The organism is Rhodanobacter sp. MP1X3 (assembly GCF_014207165.1).
Taxonomy (GTDB): Bacteria; Pseudomonadota; Gammaproteobacteria; order Xanthomonadales; family Rhodanobacteraceae; genus Rhodanobacter.
In genome coordinates this window covers 1,016,174-1,031,424 of sequence record NZ_JACHCO010000001.1, presented here as the reverse complement: position 1 = coordinate 1,031,424, position 15,251 = coordinate 1,016,174, and the positions used below count along the sequence as shown (strand labels likewise).

The 15,251-nt window shown below is 60.4% G+C and carries 13 protein-coding genes; 10 read left to right on the top strand and 3 right to left on the bottom strand.

Features of this window, described 5'->3' with window-relative positions; all coding sequences use genetic code 11:
• Positions 1-125 precede the first annotated feature (125 nt).
• The 9 genes from HDE79_RS04265 (at position 126) to HDE79_RS04225 (ending at position 9,462) form a co-directional block, all read left to right on the top strand.
• Entirely contained in the window at positions 126-731 is a 606-nt protein-coding gene (locus HDE79_RS04265) for a hypothetical protein (protein ID WP_184600649.1), read from the top strand.
• 1 nt (position 732) lies between these two features.
• The gene (locus HDE79_RS04260) at positions 733-1,305 is read left to right on the top strand and encodes a cob(I)yrinic acid a,c-diamide adenosyltransferase (RefSeq protein WP_184601105.1); all 573 of its coding nucleotides are present in this window, start codon (positions 733-735) and stop codon (positions 1,303-1,305) included.
• A 21-nt stretch (positions 1,306-1,326) separates the two neighbouring features.
• Positions 1,327-2,250: a histone deacetylase family protein gene (locus HDE79_RS04255; RefSeq protein ID WP_184600648.1), complete on the top strand. Its 924-nt coding sequence runs from the start codon at positions 1,327-1,329 to the stop codon at positions 2,248-2,250.
• Positions 2,251-2,444: 194 nt separating this feature from the next.
• Positions 2,445-4,874, top strand: coding sequence for an LPS assembly protein LptD (lptD, locus tag HDE79_RS04250; protein WP_184600647.1), 2,430 nt, complete (start codon positions 2,445-2,447; stop codon positions 4,872-4,874).
• A gap of 51 nt (positions 4,875-4,925) precedes the next feature.
• Positions 4,926-6,278 (top strand): peptidylprolyl isomerase, encoded by a 1,353-nt coding sequence (locus HDE79_RS04245; RefSeq protein WP_184600646.1) that lies wholly within the window; start codon positions 4,926-4,928, stop codon positions 6,276-6,278.
• Positions 6,279-6,284: 6 nt separating this feature from the next.
• Positions 6,285-7,343, top strand: a complete 1,059-nt coding sequence (pdxA, locus tag HDE79_RS04240; RefSeq protein ID WP_184600645.1) for a 4-hydroxythreonine-4-phosphate dehydrogenase PdxA — start codon at positions 6,285-6,287, stop codon at positions 7,341-7,343.
• Positions 7,340-8,137 carry a 16S rRNA (adenine(1518)-N(6)/adenine(1519)-N(6))-dimethyltransferase RsmA gene (gene rsmA / locus HDE79_RS04235; RefSeq protein WP_184600644.1) on the top strand — a complete coding sequence of 266 codons (798 nt, stop codon included), beginning with the start codon at positions 7,340-7,342 and terminating at the stop codon, positions 8,135-8,137. Before pdxA ends, rsmA begins: the two co-directional genes overlap by 4 nt.
• A gap of 73 nt (positions 8,138-8,210) precedes the next feature.
• The gene (gene apaG, locus HDE79_RS04230) at positions 8,211-8,594 is read left to right on the top strand and encodes a Co2+/Mg2+ efflux protein ApaG (protein ID WP_184600643.1); all 384 of its coding nucleotides are present in this window, start codon (positions 8,211-8,213) and stop codon (positions 8,592-8,594) included.
• 16 nt (positions 8,595-8,610) lie between these two features.
• Positions 8,611-9,462: a symmetrical bis(5'-nucleosyl)-tetraphosphatase gene (locus HDE79_RS04225; RefSeq protein WP_184600642.1), complete on the top strand. Its 852-nt coding sequence runs from the start codon at positions 8,611-8,613 to the stop codon at positions 9,460-9,462.
• 73 nt (positions 9,463-9,535) lie between these two features.
• Here the strand turns inward: HDE79_RS04225 and secA are convergent, their stop codons facing one another.
• Entirely contained in the window at positions 9,536-12,271 is a 2,736-nt protein-coding gene (secA, locus tag HDE79_RS04220) for a preprotein translocase subunit SecA (protein WP_184600641.1), read from the bottom strand.
• A gap of 235 nt (positions 12,272-12,506) precedes the next feature.
• Positions 12,507-13,436: a M23 family metallopeptidase gene (locus HDE79_RS04215; RefSeq protein WP_184600640.1), complete on the bottom strand. Its 930-nt coding sequence runs from the start codon at positions 13,434-13,436 to the stop codon at positions 12,507-12,509.
• Positions 13,437-13,511: 75 nt separating this feature from the next.
• On the opposite strand from HDE79_RS04215, the gene HDE79_RS04210 reads away from it, so the two are divergent.
• The gene (locus tag HDE79_RS04210; protein ID WP_255488234.1) at positions 13,512-13,961 is read left to right on the top strand and encodes a DUF721 domain-containing protein; all 450 of its coding nucleotides are present in this window, start codon (positions 13,512-13,514) and stop codon (positions 13,959-13,961) included.
• Positions 13,962-14,198: 237 nt separating this feature from the next.
• Here HDE79_RS04210 and lpxC read toward each other — a convergent pair whose 3' ends face one another.
• Positions 14,199-15,113 carry a UDP-3-O-acyl-N-acetylglucosamine deacetylase gene (gene lpxC / locus HDE79_RS04205; protein WP_184600638.1) on the bottom strand — a complete coding sequence of 305 codons (915 nt, stop codon included), beginning with the start codon at positions 15,111-15,113 and terminating at the stop codon, positions 14,199-14,201.
• Positions 15,114-15,251: the final 138 nt, after the last annotated feature.

The following is a 15,251-nucleotide window of genomic DNA, read 5'->3' as shown; positions in this document are numbered from 1 at the left end:
ACCCGCTGAAATGAAACACGCCGTATTTGATACCGGCCGTATGACTGCGGCCATAGGGCAGCCGGTGGGCTAGACTAGCGGCCTGTATAAACCTGCCTCTATCTGGCGATCCCACGGAGTTCCGCATGGCCAAGACGCTCACCCAACGCCTGGGCATTTTGCTCGTACTTGCCCTGGTGATGGCGGCCACCCGCATCCACCATTCGTTCCTGCATCATTTTGATGCACTGCCTGACGCCTCGTGGGGCGTGTTCTTCCTGGCCGGCTTCTGGCTGCGTGGTTCGGCGCGCTGGGCATTCCCGCTGCTGATGGTCGAGGCGGTGCTGGTCGACTATGTGGTGATCACCAACCAGGGGCTGGATTTCTGGAGCCATTACTGCGTGTCGGTGGCGTACTGGTTCCTGATTCCCTCATATTTCAGCCTGTGGCTGGGCGGCAGCTTGCTGGCCAAGTATCAGCGTGGCCTGAGCCTGTCCACGCTGGGCATGGCCGTGCTGGCCCTGCTGGTCAGCGTGACCGTGTGCTACCTCATTTCGAACGGCAGCTTCTTCTGGCTCAGCGCCAGCGTGCCGACGGCAACGCGCAACTTCAGCGAATGGGCCGAGAATCTCGGCGACTGGTATCTGCCGTTCCTGGAAACCACGGCCCTGTGGGTTGGGTTGGGCGCGGTCATGCATGTACTGGCGGTGCAGCTGTCTCGTGCGCGTCATCACAGCGGCCAGCCTCACTGACGTGGGCAACCGCCTTTCGAAGATCTACACCCGCACCGGTGATGACGGCAGCACTGGCCTGGGCGATGGCTCGCGGGTACAGAAAGACTCCCTGCGCGTAACCGCGTATGGCACCGTGGACGAACTCAACAGCACGATCGGCATGGTGCTGGCCAGCGAAGGCGTCAACGACGCCGTACGCGAAACGCTGACCCAGGTGCAGCACGAGCTGTTCGATCTGGGCGGCGAGCTGTGCATTCCCGGCATGGCGATGATCGACGACGCCGATATCGATCGGCTGGAAACCGTGCTCGACGGCTACAACGAGCCGCTGCCGCCGCTGAAAGATTTCATCCTGCCCGGTGGCGGCATCGCGGCGGCAACCTGCCATCTGGCCCGCACGGTCTGCCGGCGTGCCGAACGTGACGTGGTGGCGCTGTCGCACGTCGAAGACGTTCGCCCGCAGGCTTCGCGTTATCTCAACCGGCTGTCCGATCTGCTATTCGTGCTTTGCCGCGTGCTGGCCCGCGCCAGCGGTCACGGCGAAGTGCTGTGGCAGCACGAGCGCCGCCGCAAACCCAACGCCACGAATTAACCGCTGCCCGACAACCTGACTATGCTTCAGCTCTATACCCATTCCGCCTGTCTGCAACACGATCCCGGCGTCGGCCACGCCGAACGCCCCGCGCGCCTGTCGGCGGTGCTGCATGCGCTGGACCTCGATCGTTACGCGGCATTGGACCGGATCGAGGCACCGCTGGCCACACGCGAGCAGTTGCTGCGGGCGCACAGCGCCGAGTACGTCGATCGCATTTTTGCCAGCGCACCACAGGAAGGCACGCAGCGGCTTGACGAGGACACCGTGATGTCGCCCGGCTCGCTTGATGCGGCATTGCGCGCTGCCGGCGCAGTGGTCGCCGCGGTGGATGCTGTAATGAACGGGGCTGACGGACAGCGCGCATTCTGCGCCGTGCGGCCTCCGGGCCATCACGCGACACGCGATCAGGCGATGGGCTTCTGCCTGTTCAATAGCATCGCGGTCGCCGCCGCGCATGCCATGTCGACCTACGGTCTCAAGCGCGTGGCGATCGCGGATTTCGACGTGCATCACGGCAACGGTACGCAGGCGATCTTCGAGCAGGACAAGCGCGTGCTGTTTGTTTCCAGCCACCAGTCGCCGCTATATCCGGGCACCGGCTTCGAAAGCGAGCACGGCGTGGGCAATATCGTCAACGGCACGCTATCACCTGGCGATGGCTCGCACGAATTCCGCGAACTGTGGGACGGCATGCTGTTGCCACGGCTGAATGCGTTCAAGCCTCAGCTGGTGCTGGTTTCGGCCGGCTTCGATGCTCACAGCAGCGACCCGCTGGCCGATATCCGGCTCGGCCAGGATGACTATGCGTGGGTCACCGAGCGCCTGGTGGCGCTGGCCCACAAGCATGCCGCCGGCAAGCTGGTCTCAACACTCGAAGGCGGCTACGACCTGGCGGCGCTGGCGGCCAGTGCTTCGGCGCATGTCGCGGCATTGATGGACTAGCCGCCGACTCTGACGATCAGCGACCTGACCCGCTGCCCCGGCTTACGCAGCGCAGAAACCCACTTCCACCCCAATTCTTTGCGGAACTGGGGGTATGCCAGCTGAATTGCACGACCGCAGGGTAAACGTATGCCTGCCTTACACTCGGTCTTTCTGTTAGCTTAACGAACTCTCATAGCCGACAGATTTTGACTGTGACGCATAAGCTCCCACCGCGCCGCCTTCTGGCCGTCGCCGCTGCGCTCGCCCTGATCGGCAACCAGGCCGAAGCCACCGGCCAGGTCCGCCCAAAGTCGTCCCTGGACGGATCGGAACAAGTGTGTCCGTTGGGCACCTTTCACTGCGCGCCACGTCCTTACAACTATGCGATATGCCGGCCCAATGCGCTGCTGGATTTCTATGACCCAACGCTGAGCAAGGATCCGTCGCTGCGCAGCACCAGCCCGGCCTACGTCAAATCCGACCACGTCGACAGCTCCAACCAGACGATCTTCCACCTGTCCGGCAACGTAATACTGCAGCGCGCCGACCAGAAGCTGCAGGCCGACACGGTCGACTATAACAACGACACCACCGACTACGATGCCCGCGGCAACGTCCGCTATCAGGAGTCGAGCCAGCTGATTGCCGGCACCCACATCCGCGGCAATAACAACGACAGCCGCGGGATCGCCGATAACGTGCACTACCAGATGCTCGATGAGCGCGGCAATGGCGTGGCCAAGCAGGGCCAGATGTTCGACGACCTGCACACGCGCTATTCGATGGCGACCTATTCGACCTGCGACGTCGGCCACCACATCTGGGAGTTCCGCGGCAAGTCGATCACGATGGACAAGGACACCGGCGTCGGCACCGCGCGCAACGCGACCATGCGGGTCGGCAAGATGCCGTTTATCTACCTGCCGTATTTCACCTTTCCACTCGACCACCGGCGCAAGAGCGGCTTCCTCAACCCGAAGCTGGGAAATACCAGTCGCTCCGGCTTCGAAATCAGCACGCCGTACTACTTCAATCTGGCACCGAATTACGACGCCACGCTGGATCCACGCTACTACGCCTCGCGCGGAGAGATGCTGGCCGGTGAATTTCGCTATCTCACGCCCGGCAGCCACGGTCAGCTCAACTTCGGATACGTGCCCAACGACACCGGCGAGAGCGACGGCACCACCAATACCACCGGGCAGTCGCGCTACCTGATCGACTACACCGACACGACGCATTTGTGGGACAGTTGGAGCTTCGTGGGTTCCTACAACCACGCGTCCGATAACGCCTATCTTTACGACTTCGGCAACGCCTTGTCGAGTACGGTGATCTATACCCTAGCTTCCAGCGCAGCCATTGTCGGCGGTGGTACCTGGTGGAACGCGTCCTTCGGCGGACTCATCTATCAAAATACCAATCCGTTCGCGACCGATGCGGTCAATCCATACGACAAGTTGCCGTACCTGACGCTCAACTTGAACATACCGATCTCCCGCTGGCTGGAATTCGGCGCGAACAACGAGTTCGACGATTTCCACAAAGCCAACTATGTGGAAGGCGAGCGCATCGATCTCTACCCGTACATTCAGGCGGATTTGGGTAACTCAGCCTGGTTCGTTCGGCCGAAGCTGGCGTATCGCTACACGGCCTACGATCTCAGCGGTGATTACCAGAATTACGGCTACTACGGTCTGCTGAGTAGCGGTACATCTACGCCTTTTACCGACAAAACGCCTACCCGCTCGATGCCGATCGTCAGTCTGGACAGCGGCCTGGTGTTCGACCGCAGTGTCTCGCTGTTCGGCACCAGCTATACACAGACGCTGGAGCCCCGCGCGTATTACCTGTATGTGCCGTACCGAAACCAGAATGACCTGCCACTGTTCGACACTTCAGCAACGTCGTTCGACTACTATCAGCTTTTCTCCCCGAACCAGTTTGCCGGCGGCGACCGCCAGATGAACGCGAACAACCTCACCGGCGCACTGACCACCCGCCTACTCGATGAGAACGGTGTGGAGAGGATTTCCGCCAGTTTCGGCCAGATCCGGTATTTCACCCCGCAGCGCGTGCAGATACCGACCGGAGCCAACACAGTCCCGGACGCCACAAACTACAACGGCTCCGATTACGTCGCGCAGTTCGACATGCAGCTCAACGACCGCTGGCGCGTCAACACAGCCTATCAGTGGAGCCCGAATACGCATCAAACCGACATGGCTGCCTTTGAATTGCAGCACCGCCTGGGCAACGATGGCGTGCTGAATTTCTCGTATCACTATCGCCGCGGCCTGCTGGATCAATACAGCGTATCGGCGGTCTACCCGATATCCGCGTATTGGCGCCTGATCGGCTCATGGAGTTATGAGGAACCAATCAAGGGCCTCGAAAATACCGCGACCGGAACGGTGGAAGCTCTGGCTGGCGTCGAATACGACAGCTGCTGCGTCACACTGAGAATCGTCGATCGCAACTACGTAAACCAGACCTATTACGGCACCGTTGCCGTGCCCACGACCAGCACTAGCAACCTTCGCGACAACGCCATCATGTTTGAAGTGGTCTTCAAGGGACTGGGTTCAACCGGTGGCCAAATCGATCCCACCTTGCGCCGTGATATTCTCGGCTATCAATAATTTGCATTCGCCCCTTCTGCATTCACTTTTGGCGACCTAGGCTTTTCAATAATGAAGCAACCCACTGCATTTCTCCTGCTGGCGCTCGCGATCGCGCTTCCCGTGCACGCCCAGCTACTGCCTGGTGCGGCTGCCGCGCCGGCCAATCAAGCGATCGACCGTATTGTTGCCGTCGTCAACGACGACGTTATCCTGCAGAGCGAACTGAACGAAGCCACACGTTCAGTGCAGCAGCAGTACGCCAGCCAGCCTGGCCAGCTGCCACCGGCAAACGTGCTGCAGCAGCAGGTACTCGATCGCCTGATCCTGAATCGGCTGCAGATTCAGAAGGCGGATGATCAAGGCATTCACGTGTCCGATGCCGACGTCGATCAGGCTGTCAACGGCGTAGCGCAGCAGAACAAGATGACCGCCGATCAGCTACGCGCAGCGGTGGAACACGACGGCGGCAGCTTTGCGGCGTTTCGCCAGCAATTGGCCGACCAGATCACCGTTCAGCGTCTGCACCAGAGCGTGATCCAGGATTCCGTCTCGGTCACCGACAGTGAGGTCACCAACCTGCTCAGCAGCCCGACCTACAAGGCTGGCGAAGTGCATCTGGCGCATATCCAGATCAGCACGCCGAGCGGTGCCGACGCTGCCGCCATCCAGGCAACCCAGGCGAAAGCCGAGCAGGCCGTTGCCGCACTCAAGGGTGGCATGGATTTCAACGCGGCGGCGATCCGCTTTTCCGACGCCTCCGATGCGCTGGAAGGCGGTGATCTGGGCTGGCGCCGCATGGACGCTATTCCACCGGCGTTTACCGACACCGTTACGGCGATGAAACCTGGCGACGTGAGTCCGGCACTGCGCGGCCCGACCGGCTTCAACATCATCAAGCTGATCGGCCAGCGCGAACCCAGCCGTCAGGTCGTAACCGAATATCATGCGCGACAGATCCTGATCAAACCGAGCGAACTGATCACCCCGGAACAAGCGCAGCAGAAGGCGCAGGACATCTATAACCGCATCGTCAACAAACACGAGGACTTCGCCGCCGCAGCGAAGAAGGACTCGGCGGACCCCACCACGGCGAATGCCGGCGGCGACATGGGTTGGTTCAAGCAACAGGATTGGGGTTCGAGCATCGCCCAGCAGGTCGACGCGCTGAAGGACAACCAGGTATCGCAGCCGTTCCAGACCGAAGCCGGTTGGGACATCTTGCAGCGACTCGGCACACGCCAGAGCGATCTCACCGATGAAATCGCCCGCAACAACGCGCGCCAAGCCATCGGCAACCGCAAGTCCGATCAGGCGTATGACGACTATCTGCGTCAGATGCGCGCCGGTGCCTATATCAACATCCTGGTGCCCGAACTGCGCTCAGCGGACGATCAGGCATCCGCGACCAGCACTAGCCCGTAAGCCACGTTGAACGGGGCGCCACTCCCGCGGCTCGCCATCACGGCCGGTGAGCCGGCCGGCATCGGTCCGGAACTGCTGATAAGGCTAGCCGCCAGCCCATTGCCCGCCAGCCTTATCGCGATTACCGACCGCAGCCTGCTCGAACGTGCCGCTGCAAGCTGCGGCACGACCATTGAACTGGTTGACGACGACAGCAGCCCGGAATTCCAACGAGTGCCCGGAACGCTGCGCGTCAGACACGTGCCGCTGGCTGCACGGGAAATTCCCGGCCATCCCGATCCAATCAACGCAAGCCACGTGCTTGCCACGCTGGCCGAAGCCAGCGACGGCTGCATGGCCGGCCGCTATGACGCTGTAGTCACTGCGCCGCTGCAGAAGTCATCCATCAACGACGCTGGCATCCGCTTCAGTGGTCACACCGAATTTTTCGCCGAACGCACGCGCACCGATGTGGTGATGATGCTGGCGAGCCCCGAGCTTCGGGTTGCCCTGGTCACCACGCATCTGCCGCTGGCTGCGGTATCGGCAGCTATTACAGGCCCATGGCTGGCGCGCACGCTGCGTATCGTGCATGCGGAGCTGCACGAAAAGTTTGGCCTGGCCGCGCCGCGCATCGCGGTGCTAGGTCTCAACCCGCATGCCGGTGAAGCCGGCCATATGGGCCATGAGGAAATCGACACCATCATCCCGACCATGCAAGCACTGCGCGCAGAAGGCATGCACCTGCTTGGACCGCTGCCGGCTGACACCGCCTTTGTACCGGCGCAGCGTCAGCACTACGACGCGGTGCTAGCGATGTACCACGATCAGGCGTTGCCGGTGCTGAAGAGCGAGGCGTTCGATCGGACGGTGAACCTCACGCTCGGCCTGCCATTTATCCGCACATCGGTCGATCACGGCACCGCGCTGGATCTTGCGGGAACCGGCAAGGCCGACCCCGCGAGCTTGATTGCAGCAGCGCAGATGGCATTGGAGCTCGTGGCGCGCCATGCCACTCATCCATCCTCTCCCCGGCGGGGAGAGGAACGAGGCGAGGAGCCAACCTCACCAGGAACCACCTCATGAGCGCTCGCCCCAAGAAAAGTTTTGGCCAGCACTTTCTGCACGACCAGCGGTACATCGGGCAGATCGTCAGCATGATTGCACCCCGCGTCGAGGACGTCGTGGTCGAGATCGGCCCCGGCGAAGGTGCGCTGACGCTGCCACTGCTGAAGGCCGCCGGCAAGCTCACCGCGATCGAACTCGATACTGATCTCATCCCCGGTCTGCAGACGCGTGCGGCCAGCGTAGGCGAGCTGCAGATCATCCACGCCGACGTATTGAAGGTGGACTTCACCGCGCTGGCGCAAAGCCTCGGCGTACCGCGGCTGCGTATTGCCGGCAATCTGCCGTATTACATTTCCAGCCCGATCCTGTTTCACTGCGTCGATCACTTTGGTGCGATCCAGGATCTGCATTTCATGCTGCAGAAGGAAGTGGTCGATCGCATGGCCGCCGAACCCGGCAGTAAAGTCTACGGGCGGCTCTCGGTGATGTTGCAGCTGGCGTGCCGGGTCGAGCCGCTGTTCGACGTGCCGCCCGAGGCATTTCGTCCACCGCCGAAAGTGGAATCATCTGTCGTGCGCCTGCTGCCGCTGTTGCCTGAACAGCAGCACGACGCCGATCCCACGCATGTTTATGCCGTGGTGAAGGCCGCCTTCGCACAGCGGCGCAAGACGCTCAGCAACGCACTCAAGCAGTTACTCGACAGTGACGCCATCCGCAGCGCCGATGTCGACCCCAAGGCGCGCGCTGAAACGCTGGCACCAGAAGACTTTGTGCGACTGGCCAAGGTCTACAGCGCGCAGTCACGCGAATAGATTTATCGCCCGGGTTTCACCACAGACGTGAAGGCTGCACCCCATTCACGGTGGCAAGCCTTACAATCGGGCCATGAATGAAAAAGCTTCCTACACGATCGGTGTGCAGGTCGAAACGCGCTTCGTCCCCGATCAATCGAAGCCCGGTGACAATCGCTACGTTTTCGCCTACACAATTACCCTGCGCAACGAAGGCGACATGCCTGCGCGCCTGCTGACCCGCCACTGGATGATCACCGACGCCAACGGCAAGGTGGAGGAAGTGCGTGGCGACGGCGTGGTCGGCGAGCAGCCATGGATGCGCCCGGGCGATGACTTCGAATACACCTCCGGTGCCGTGCTGGAGACGCCGGTCGGCACCATGGGCGGCAGTTATCAAATGCTGGCCGATGACGGCACGCATTTCGAGGCGCCGATCCCGACCTTCACCCTGTCCATCCCGCGCACGCTGCACTGATGGACGCGATCTGACCATGGCCACGTACGCCATTGGCGACGTGCAGGGTTGTTATCCCGAACTGCAGCGTCTGCTGGAGAAACTGCGCTTTGATCCGTCGCAGGATCAGCTGTGGTTTTGTGGCGACCTGGTCAACCGTGGCGGACAATCGCTGGATACGCTGCGGCTGATCCACGAGCTGCGCGAGTCCAGTGTGGTGACGCTTGGCAATCACGACCTCAGCCTGCTGGCGATCGCGCAGCGTAGGCCGGATGCACAGGCACGGGTAAATCCGGAGTTGCGCGAAGTGCTCTTCGCCGATGACGCTCCCGTGCTGTTCGAATGGCTGCGTTCGCAAAAACTCCTGCATCACGACGAACAACTCAACTGGACGATGGTGCATGCGGGTCTCGCGCCAATGTGGACCCTGAAGCAGGCGCAGCGCGCGGCACAGGATGTCGAGCGCGAGCTGTCCAGCCCACGGCATCCGCGACTGCTGCGCAATCTGTTCGGCAATCGCCCGGCCGTATGGTCGAGCCGTCTGCAGGGGCTGGATCGCCAGCGTGCGACGATCAACACCATGACCCGGATGCGCTACTGCGACGTCAATGGCCGGATCGATTTTGACGCCAAGGATATTCCTGGCACGCAGAAACCCGGTCTGTATCCATGGTTCGAGGTTCCCGGCATGCGCCGTCGCGAAACGCAGATCGTCTGCGGCCACTGGTCGGCGCTGGGACGCTTTGCCGGACTCGGCGTGCATGCCATCGACACCGGTTGTGTCTGGGGCGGCAAACTGACGGCACTGCGGATTGATGGCGAAGAGCCGCAGTACATCACCGTCAACGCGGAGCCACACCGAAAACGACCGCCAGGTGGCGAGGATTGAGTTTCAGCCAATGAAATACCCCGCCTCAGCGGGGTTTTTCTTGATTGAGCAGAAGCCTTTCAACCTAAATGGATCAGGCCAGTTGCCCGTGGCAATGTTTGTACTTTTTGCCTGAGCCACACGGGCACGGATCGTTGCGACCGACCTTCGGGCCATTATCCGGTTCCGGCAAGCGCTGATAGTTGCCGGTATTGCCTGAGGCTTCGACCGACGGTGCCGCAAACGCATTCGCCGGAGCGCCACCGCCGGTAGCCAGCATCTGCGTCTGCAGGCGCTCGGCCAAACGCTGTTGCTCGGCTTCCATCGCCGCGACCTCTTCCTCGCTGCGGATGCGGATACGTGCCAGCATCTGCACCACTTCGGCCTTGATCCGGTTGAGCATTTCAGAAAACAGCTTGAACGACTCGCGCTTGAACGCCTGCTTCGGATCCTGCTGAGCGTAACCGACCAGATAGATGCCCTGGCGCAGGTAGTCCATGTTGGCCAGATGATCTTTCCAGGCGTTGTCTACCACGGTGAGCATGATGTGCTTTTCCAGCTGACGCATGGTGTCTGCGCCGACCTGCGCTTCCTTGGCCTGGAAAAACCCGTCCACGGATTCGCGCACGTGGCCAAGAATCATCTCGGCGTCGATCTCGTGCTGCTGTTCGATCCAATTCGGCAAATCGAGCGAAAGACCAAATTCGCTTTCGAGCTCACGATTCAGCGCGGGGATATCCCACTGCTCGTCGATGCTTTCAGCTGGCACGTGCGCGCGCACCAACGACTGCACGACATCCTCGCGGATGTCAGTGACCGTGGCGGAAACCTCTTCACCCTCGAGCAATTCGTCGCGCTGGCGATAGATCACTTTTCGCTGATCGTTGGCAACGTCATCGAATTCAAGCAGGTGTTTGCGGATATCGAAGTTGTGCTGCTCGACCTTGCGCTGGGCCTTTTCGATCTGCCGGCTGATCATGCGATCTTCCAGCGCGTCGTCGTCCTTCATGCCGAAGCGCTTCATCCAGCGGATAAGGCCTTCGCCGCCGAAGATGCGCAGCAGATTGTCTTCCAGCGACAGATAAAAGCGCGAGGAACCCGGATCGCCCTGCCGACCCGAACGGCCGCGCAGCTGGTTATCGATACGGCGCGACTCGTGTCGCTCGGTGCCGATGATGTGCAGGCCGCCGGCGGCGAGCACCTGCTCGTGCAGCTTTTTCCATTCGGTCTTGACACGCTGGCGCTCGATCTCGCTGGCGCCCTCGGGCAGCTTGGACATTGCCGCTTCGAGGCTGCCACCGAGCACGATATCGGTACCGCGACCAGCCATATTGGTGGCGATGGTCACCTGCCCTGGTGCGCCAGCCTGCGCCACGATGTGCGCTTCGCGCTCGTGCTGCTTGGCATTGAGGACCTCGTGAGTCACCTTCGCCTGTGTAAGCAGACCAGACAACAGCTCGGACACCTCGATCGAAGTAGTACCGACCAGCACCGGCTGGCCGCGCTCGTGGCAGGCCTTGATGTCCTCGATCACCGCTCGGTATTTCGGATCCTGCGCGAGGAAAATCATGTCCGAGTTGTCTTTGCGGATCATCGGCATGTGAGTCGGAATGACCACCACTTCCAGGCCGTAGATGCTTTGGAACTCGAACGCCTCGGTATCGGCCGTGCCGGTCATGCCGGCCAGCTTCTTGTACATGCGGAACAGATTCTGGAACGTCACCGTGGCCAGCGTCTGGTTTTCGCGCTGGATCGGTACGCCTTCCTTCGCCTCGACGGCCTGATGCAGGCCATCGGACCAACGGCGCCCGGCCAGGGTACGTCCCGTGAACTCGTCGACGATGATGACCTCACCGTCGCGCACGATGTAATCGACATCGCGCTGGTAAATACCGTTCGCACGCAGAGCCGCGTTGAGGTGATGCACTACTGCCAGATTCTTCGAGTCGTACAGGCCACTGTCCTGCTCAATGACGCCGGCTTCGCGCAGCAATTCGTCGGCGTGCTGCATGCCCTCTTCGGACAGGTGCACCTGCTTCTGCTTTTCATCGACCCAGTAGTCGCCAGGACTGGTTTCGTCGGGCTGGCGGATCATCCGCGGCACGATCTTGTTCACCGCCAGATACAGCTGCGGCGAATCCTCCGCCGGACCGGAGATGATCAGCGGCGTGCGCGCTTCGTCGATCAGGATCGAATCGACCTCATCGACGATGGCGTAATGCAGGCCGCGCTGGTAGCGCTGCTCCTTGCTGAGCGCCATGTTGTCGCGCAGGTAGTCGAAGCCGAATTCGTTGTTGGTGCCGTAGGTGATATCGGCAGCGTAAGCCTCGTGCTTGTCGGCGTGATCCATCCCCGGATACACCACACCCACGTTGAGACCAAGAAAGTTGTACAGCTTGCCCATCTGCGCGGAGTCGCGGCGCGCCAGGTAATCGTTGACCGTAACCACATGCACACCATTGCCGGCCAGCGCATTGAGATATACCGGTAACGTGCCAACCAGGGTCTTGCCTTCACCGGTGCGCATTTCGGCGATCTTGCCCGAATGCAGCACCATGCCACCGATCATCTGCACGTCGTAATGGCGCATGCCCAGCGTGCGTTTGGCCGCCTCACGCACCACCGCAAAGGCTTCCGGCAACAGCTTGTCCAATGACTCGCCGCCGGCAACGCGCTGCTTGAACTCTTCGGTCTTGCCACGCAGGGCGTCGTCGCTCAGCTTTTCGAACTCGGACTCCAGCGCATTGATGCGGGAAACACTTCGGGAAAGCTGGCGCAGCACGCGATCGTTGCGGCTACCGAAAAGACTCGTCAGGGCACGGTTGAACATCGATCTTCCGGATTGGGAAACAAGTTGCCTGCAACACGCGCAAGCCAGTCAGGCATATTACTACATGCCTATGCGAACCAGTTTTACGGCCCCTTATTTGGCAGCCTTGAAGAGCGAGCGTCTGCACCTGAAGCCTATGTGCGTGGTTCACACGAGCAGAGTTTCGACCCAGAGACCCGGATGGCGGCTGTCGCATCCAGATTCAAGGGTACCGCCAGTCTTTGGAAGCCTTCAGCTACCGATGATTGCGTGCGAAAGCCAGCGGATTGACCACGCGACCGTCGTACCAGACTTCAAAATGCACGTGCGAGCCGGTCGAACGCCCCGTGGAGCCGGCCTGCGCAACGACGGTACCGACCTGAACGTGTTCGCCCGCATGCACTTCCAGCGCGCTGTTGTGTGCATAGCGAGTCATGTAGCCATTGCCATGATCGATCTCGATCACATTGCCGTAGCCATTACGCACGCCGGCGTAGGTGACCATGCCCTCGGCCACAGCATGCACAGGCGTGCCGTAAGGGGTGGCAATGTCGATGCCGGTGTGGCGAGCGGAGCGACCATCGAACGGATCCGGGCGCGCACCGAAATACGATGATATATAGCCCTCCACCGGCATACCGGTAGGTTTCAGATTCGATTCGATCTTGGCATCCAGCAACAGGCTCTGCAACGCAGACAACTGCGCCTGCTGGCTATCAAACTGAGTCGCCAACTGGCTGATACTGCTATCGAGTGTCTGCGGCAAGGCATAGGCGCTACCGCTGACGTCCTCGACACCACCGACCGCCGGCTGCTGATCGAAATTGAATTCACTGGCGTCAAGCTTGCCGACTTCGGTAAGACGCTCGCCCAACGCGTTCAGTCGTGTCGACTGTGCCTGCAGCTGGCCCAGCTTGACCGCCAGTGCATCAAGCCCGCGCTGGGAATCTTCGCGTACGCCGCCGAGCTGGGTGTTTTGTTGTCGTATCTGCTGCTGCAGTTCGTGAATTTGCGACAGCGCCCGATCACGTGGACTGGCCACGGTCAAAGCCAGACCAACGCCTGCCCCCACACATCCCACAATTGCCAGCGCCAGTGTCGAAAGCAGCTTCCAGCGTACGCGCCGGTCGGCCAGATCAAGTGTTTTGGGCAATTTGCGCGAACGTGAGACGAGTATGATTTGCATATGTTTCCAAAATCGAATGCGGGCACCGTGCAACGCACCACTCCAGCCGGCCCCAATCAGGCCACTTCCCGCCGCATGGGCAACGGACCGAAGTCCCTTGTCGACTGCGGCTCCTTCGCTACGCTGGCCAAAAAGGCCAGCGAGCTCGAAGCGCTGGATCGCGCCTTGCGCCAGACGTTGCCATCGCCATTGCGCGAGCAGGTGAGATTCGCCAACCTGCGCAACGATCGCCTCGTCTTTCTGGCGTCATCACCGGCCTGGGCAACGCGCCTGCGTCTCATGCAGACGCAGATCCTTGCCACCGCCCACGCCATCGGCACAAGCGCCAGTTCAGTCACCGTGAAAGTGGCCCCCCAACCGCCGGTCGTGATCGAGCCGGACAGGTCAAAACCGCTTTCTCCCGCCGCGGCTGCCCATCTTCAGGCAACGGCAGCTTCGCTCTCAGACCCCGAATTGCGGGCACTGTTCCTTGGATTGGCGTCCCTCGCCGAAACCACTGATTCCCAAGCCAAAACCGGACGCTAAACTGCCAATGTGTTCGGCTTCAACCATTTTGAACGTTATTCGCTGACACTCAAAAAGCCGTTTCAGCATTTGTACCAAGCGGAGATTTATAGCACGACTTCCCGACCCCATTGCAACAAATGTCGAGAACATGTGAACGAAATCAGGTCGATTGAGCGGCATGTCGCAAAACCAAAAAGCCACGTCTGAAGACGTGGCTTTTTGGTTAACTTGCTTGTTTTCCAGGCGTTAGATGAATCAAACCGCCTGTGCGGGGTGCGCGTAGGAGATCGGCGAAGTCGCTGGGTCATCCTGGTAGCTCACTTCTTCCCATGCTGTGACGTCAGCCATCAGCGTGCGTAAAAGCTTATTGTTGAGCTCATGACCGGACTTGTGCGCGCTGTAGGCACCGATCAGGCTGTGACCCAACAAGTACAGATCGCCGATTGCGTCGAGAATCTTGTGCTTGACGAACTCGTCCTCGTAGCGGAGGCCGTCTTCGTTGAGCACGCGGTAATCATCGAGTACCACCGCATTGTCCATCGAGCCGCCGAGCGCGAGATTCTTTTCGCGCATCATCTCGATGTCGCGCATGAAACCGAACGTACGTGCACGACTGACTTCCTTGACGAAAGAGGTCGTCGAAAAATCAATTTCGGCACGCGAAGTGCGCTTGCTGATGATCGGATGATTGAAGTCGATCGAAAAGCCGACCTTGAAACCTTCGAAGGGCGAGATGCTGGCCCACTTGTCGCCTTCCTGCACTTTCACCGGCTTCTTGATGCGGATGAAGCGCTTCGCCACGTTCTGTTCTTCGATACCGGCGGACTGCAGCAGGAACACGAAGGGGCCGGCACTGCCGTCCATGATCGGAACTTCCGGCGCTGAAAGGTCCACGTAAGCATTGTCGATGCCTAATCCTGCCATGGCAGAAAGAAGATGCTCGACGGTTGAAACTTTGGCTTCGCCGTTGACCAGCGTGGTCGACCAGCTGGTGTCGCCAACGTTGTCCTGACGGGCGCGAATATCGACCGGCGGTTCAAGATCCGTGCGGCGAAACACAATGCCGGTATTTGGCGCTGCAGGCCGCAGGGTCATGTAGACCTTGTCGCCTGTGTGCAGGCCAACGCCGGTAGCCCGGATAATATTTTTGAGCGTACGCTGCTTGATCATTTTTGTTGGTACCCGTGTAGGCACAGCCAATTAGGAGCGGATGCTAACACAGTTTTAACCTGCGGCAATAGCAAACCATACCGTACAGTCTGATTAAACCTTCATGCTTCCTTCATATCTGAAGGCAATAAGCAGACA

What these genes read in the sequence shown, in the direction of transcription:
- secA (WP_184600641.1), bottom strand. Translation starts at nt 12,271, where the DNA reads ATGTTCAACCGTGCCCTGACGAGTCTTTTCGGTAGCCGCAACGATCGC.
- lpxC (WP_184600638.1), bottom strand. Translation starts at nt 15,113, where the DNA reads ATGATCAAGCAGCGTACGCTCAAAAATATTATCCGGGCTACCGGCGTT.
- HDE79_RS04265 (WP_184600649.1), top strand. Translation starts at nt 126, where the DNA reads ATGGCCAAGACGCTCACCCAACGCCTGGGCATTTTGCTCGTACTTGCC.
- apaG (WP_184600643.1), top strand. Translation starts at nt 8,211, where the DNA reads ATGAATGAAAAAGCTTCCTACACGATCGGTGTGCAGGTCGAAACGCGC.
- HDE79_RS04255 (WP_184600648.1), top strand. Translation starts at nt 1,327, where the DNA reads ATGCTTCAGCTCTATACCCATTCCGCCTGTCTGCAACACGATCCCGGC.
- HDE79_RS04210 (WP_255488234.1), top strand. Translation starts at nt 13,512, where the DNA reads ATGGGCAACGGACCGAAGTCCCTTGTCGACTGCGGCTCCTTCGCTACG.
- HDE79_RS04245 (WP_184600646.1), top strand. Translation starts at nt 4,926, where the DNA reads ATGAAGCAACCCACTGCATTTCTCCTGCTGGCGCTCGCGATCGCGCTT.
- rsmA (WP_184600644.1), top strand. Translation starts at nt 7,340, where the DNA reads ATGAGCGCTCGCCCCAAGAAAAGTTTTGGCCAGCACTTTCTGCACGAC.
- HDE79_RS04215 (WP_184600640.1), bottom strand. Translation starts at nt 13,436, where the DNA reads ATGCAAATCATACTCGTCTCACGTTCGCGCAAATTGCCCAAAACACTT.
- HDE79_RS04225 (WP_184600642.1), top strand. Translation starts at nt 8,611, where the DNA reads ATGGCCACGTACGCCATTGGCGACGTGCAGGGTTGTTATCCCGAACTG.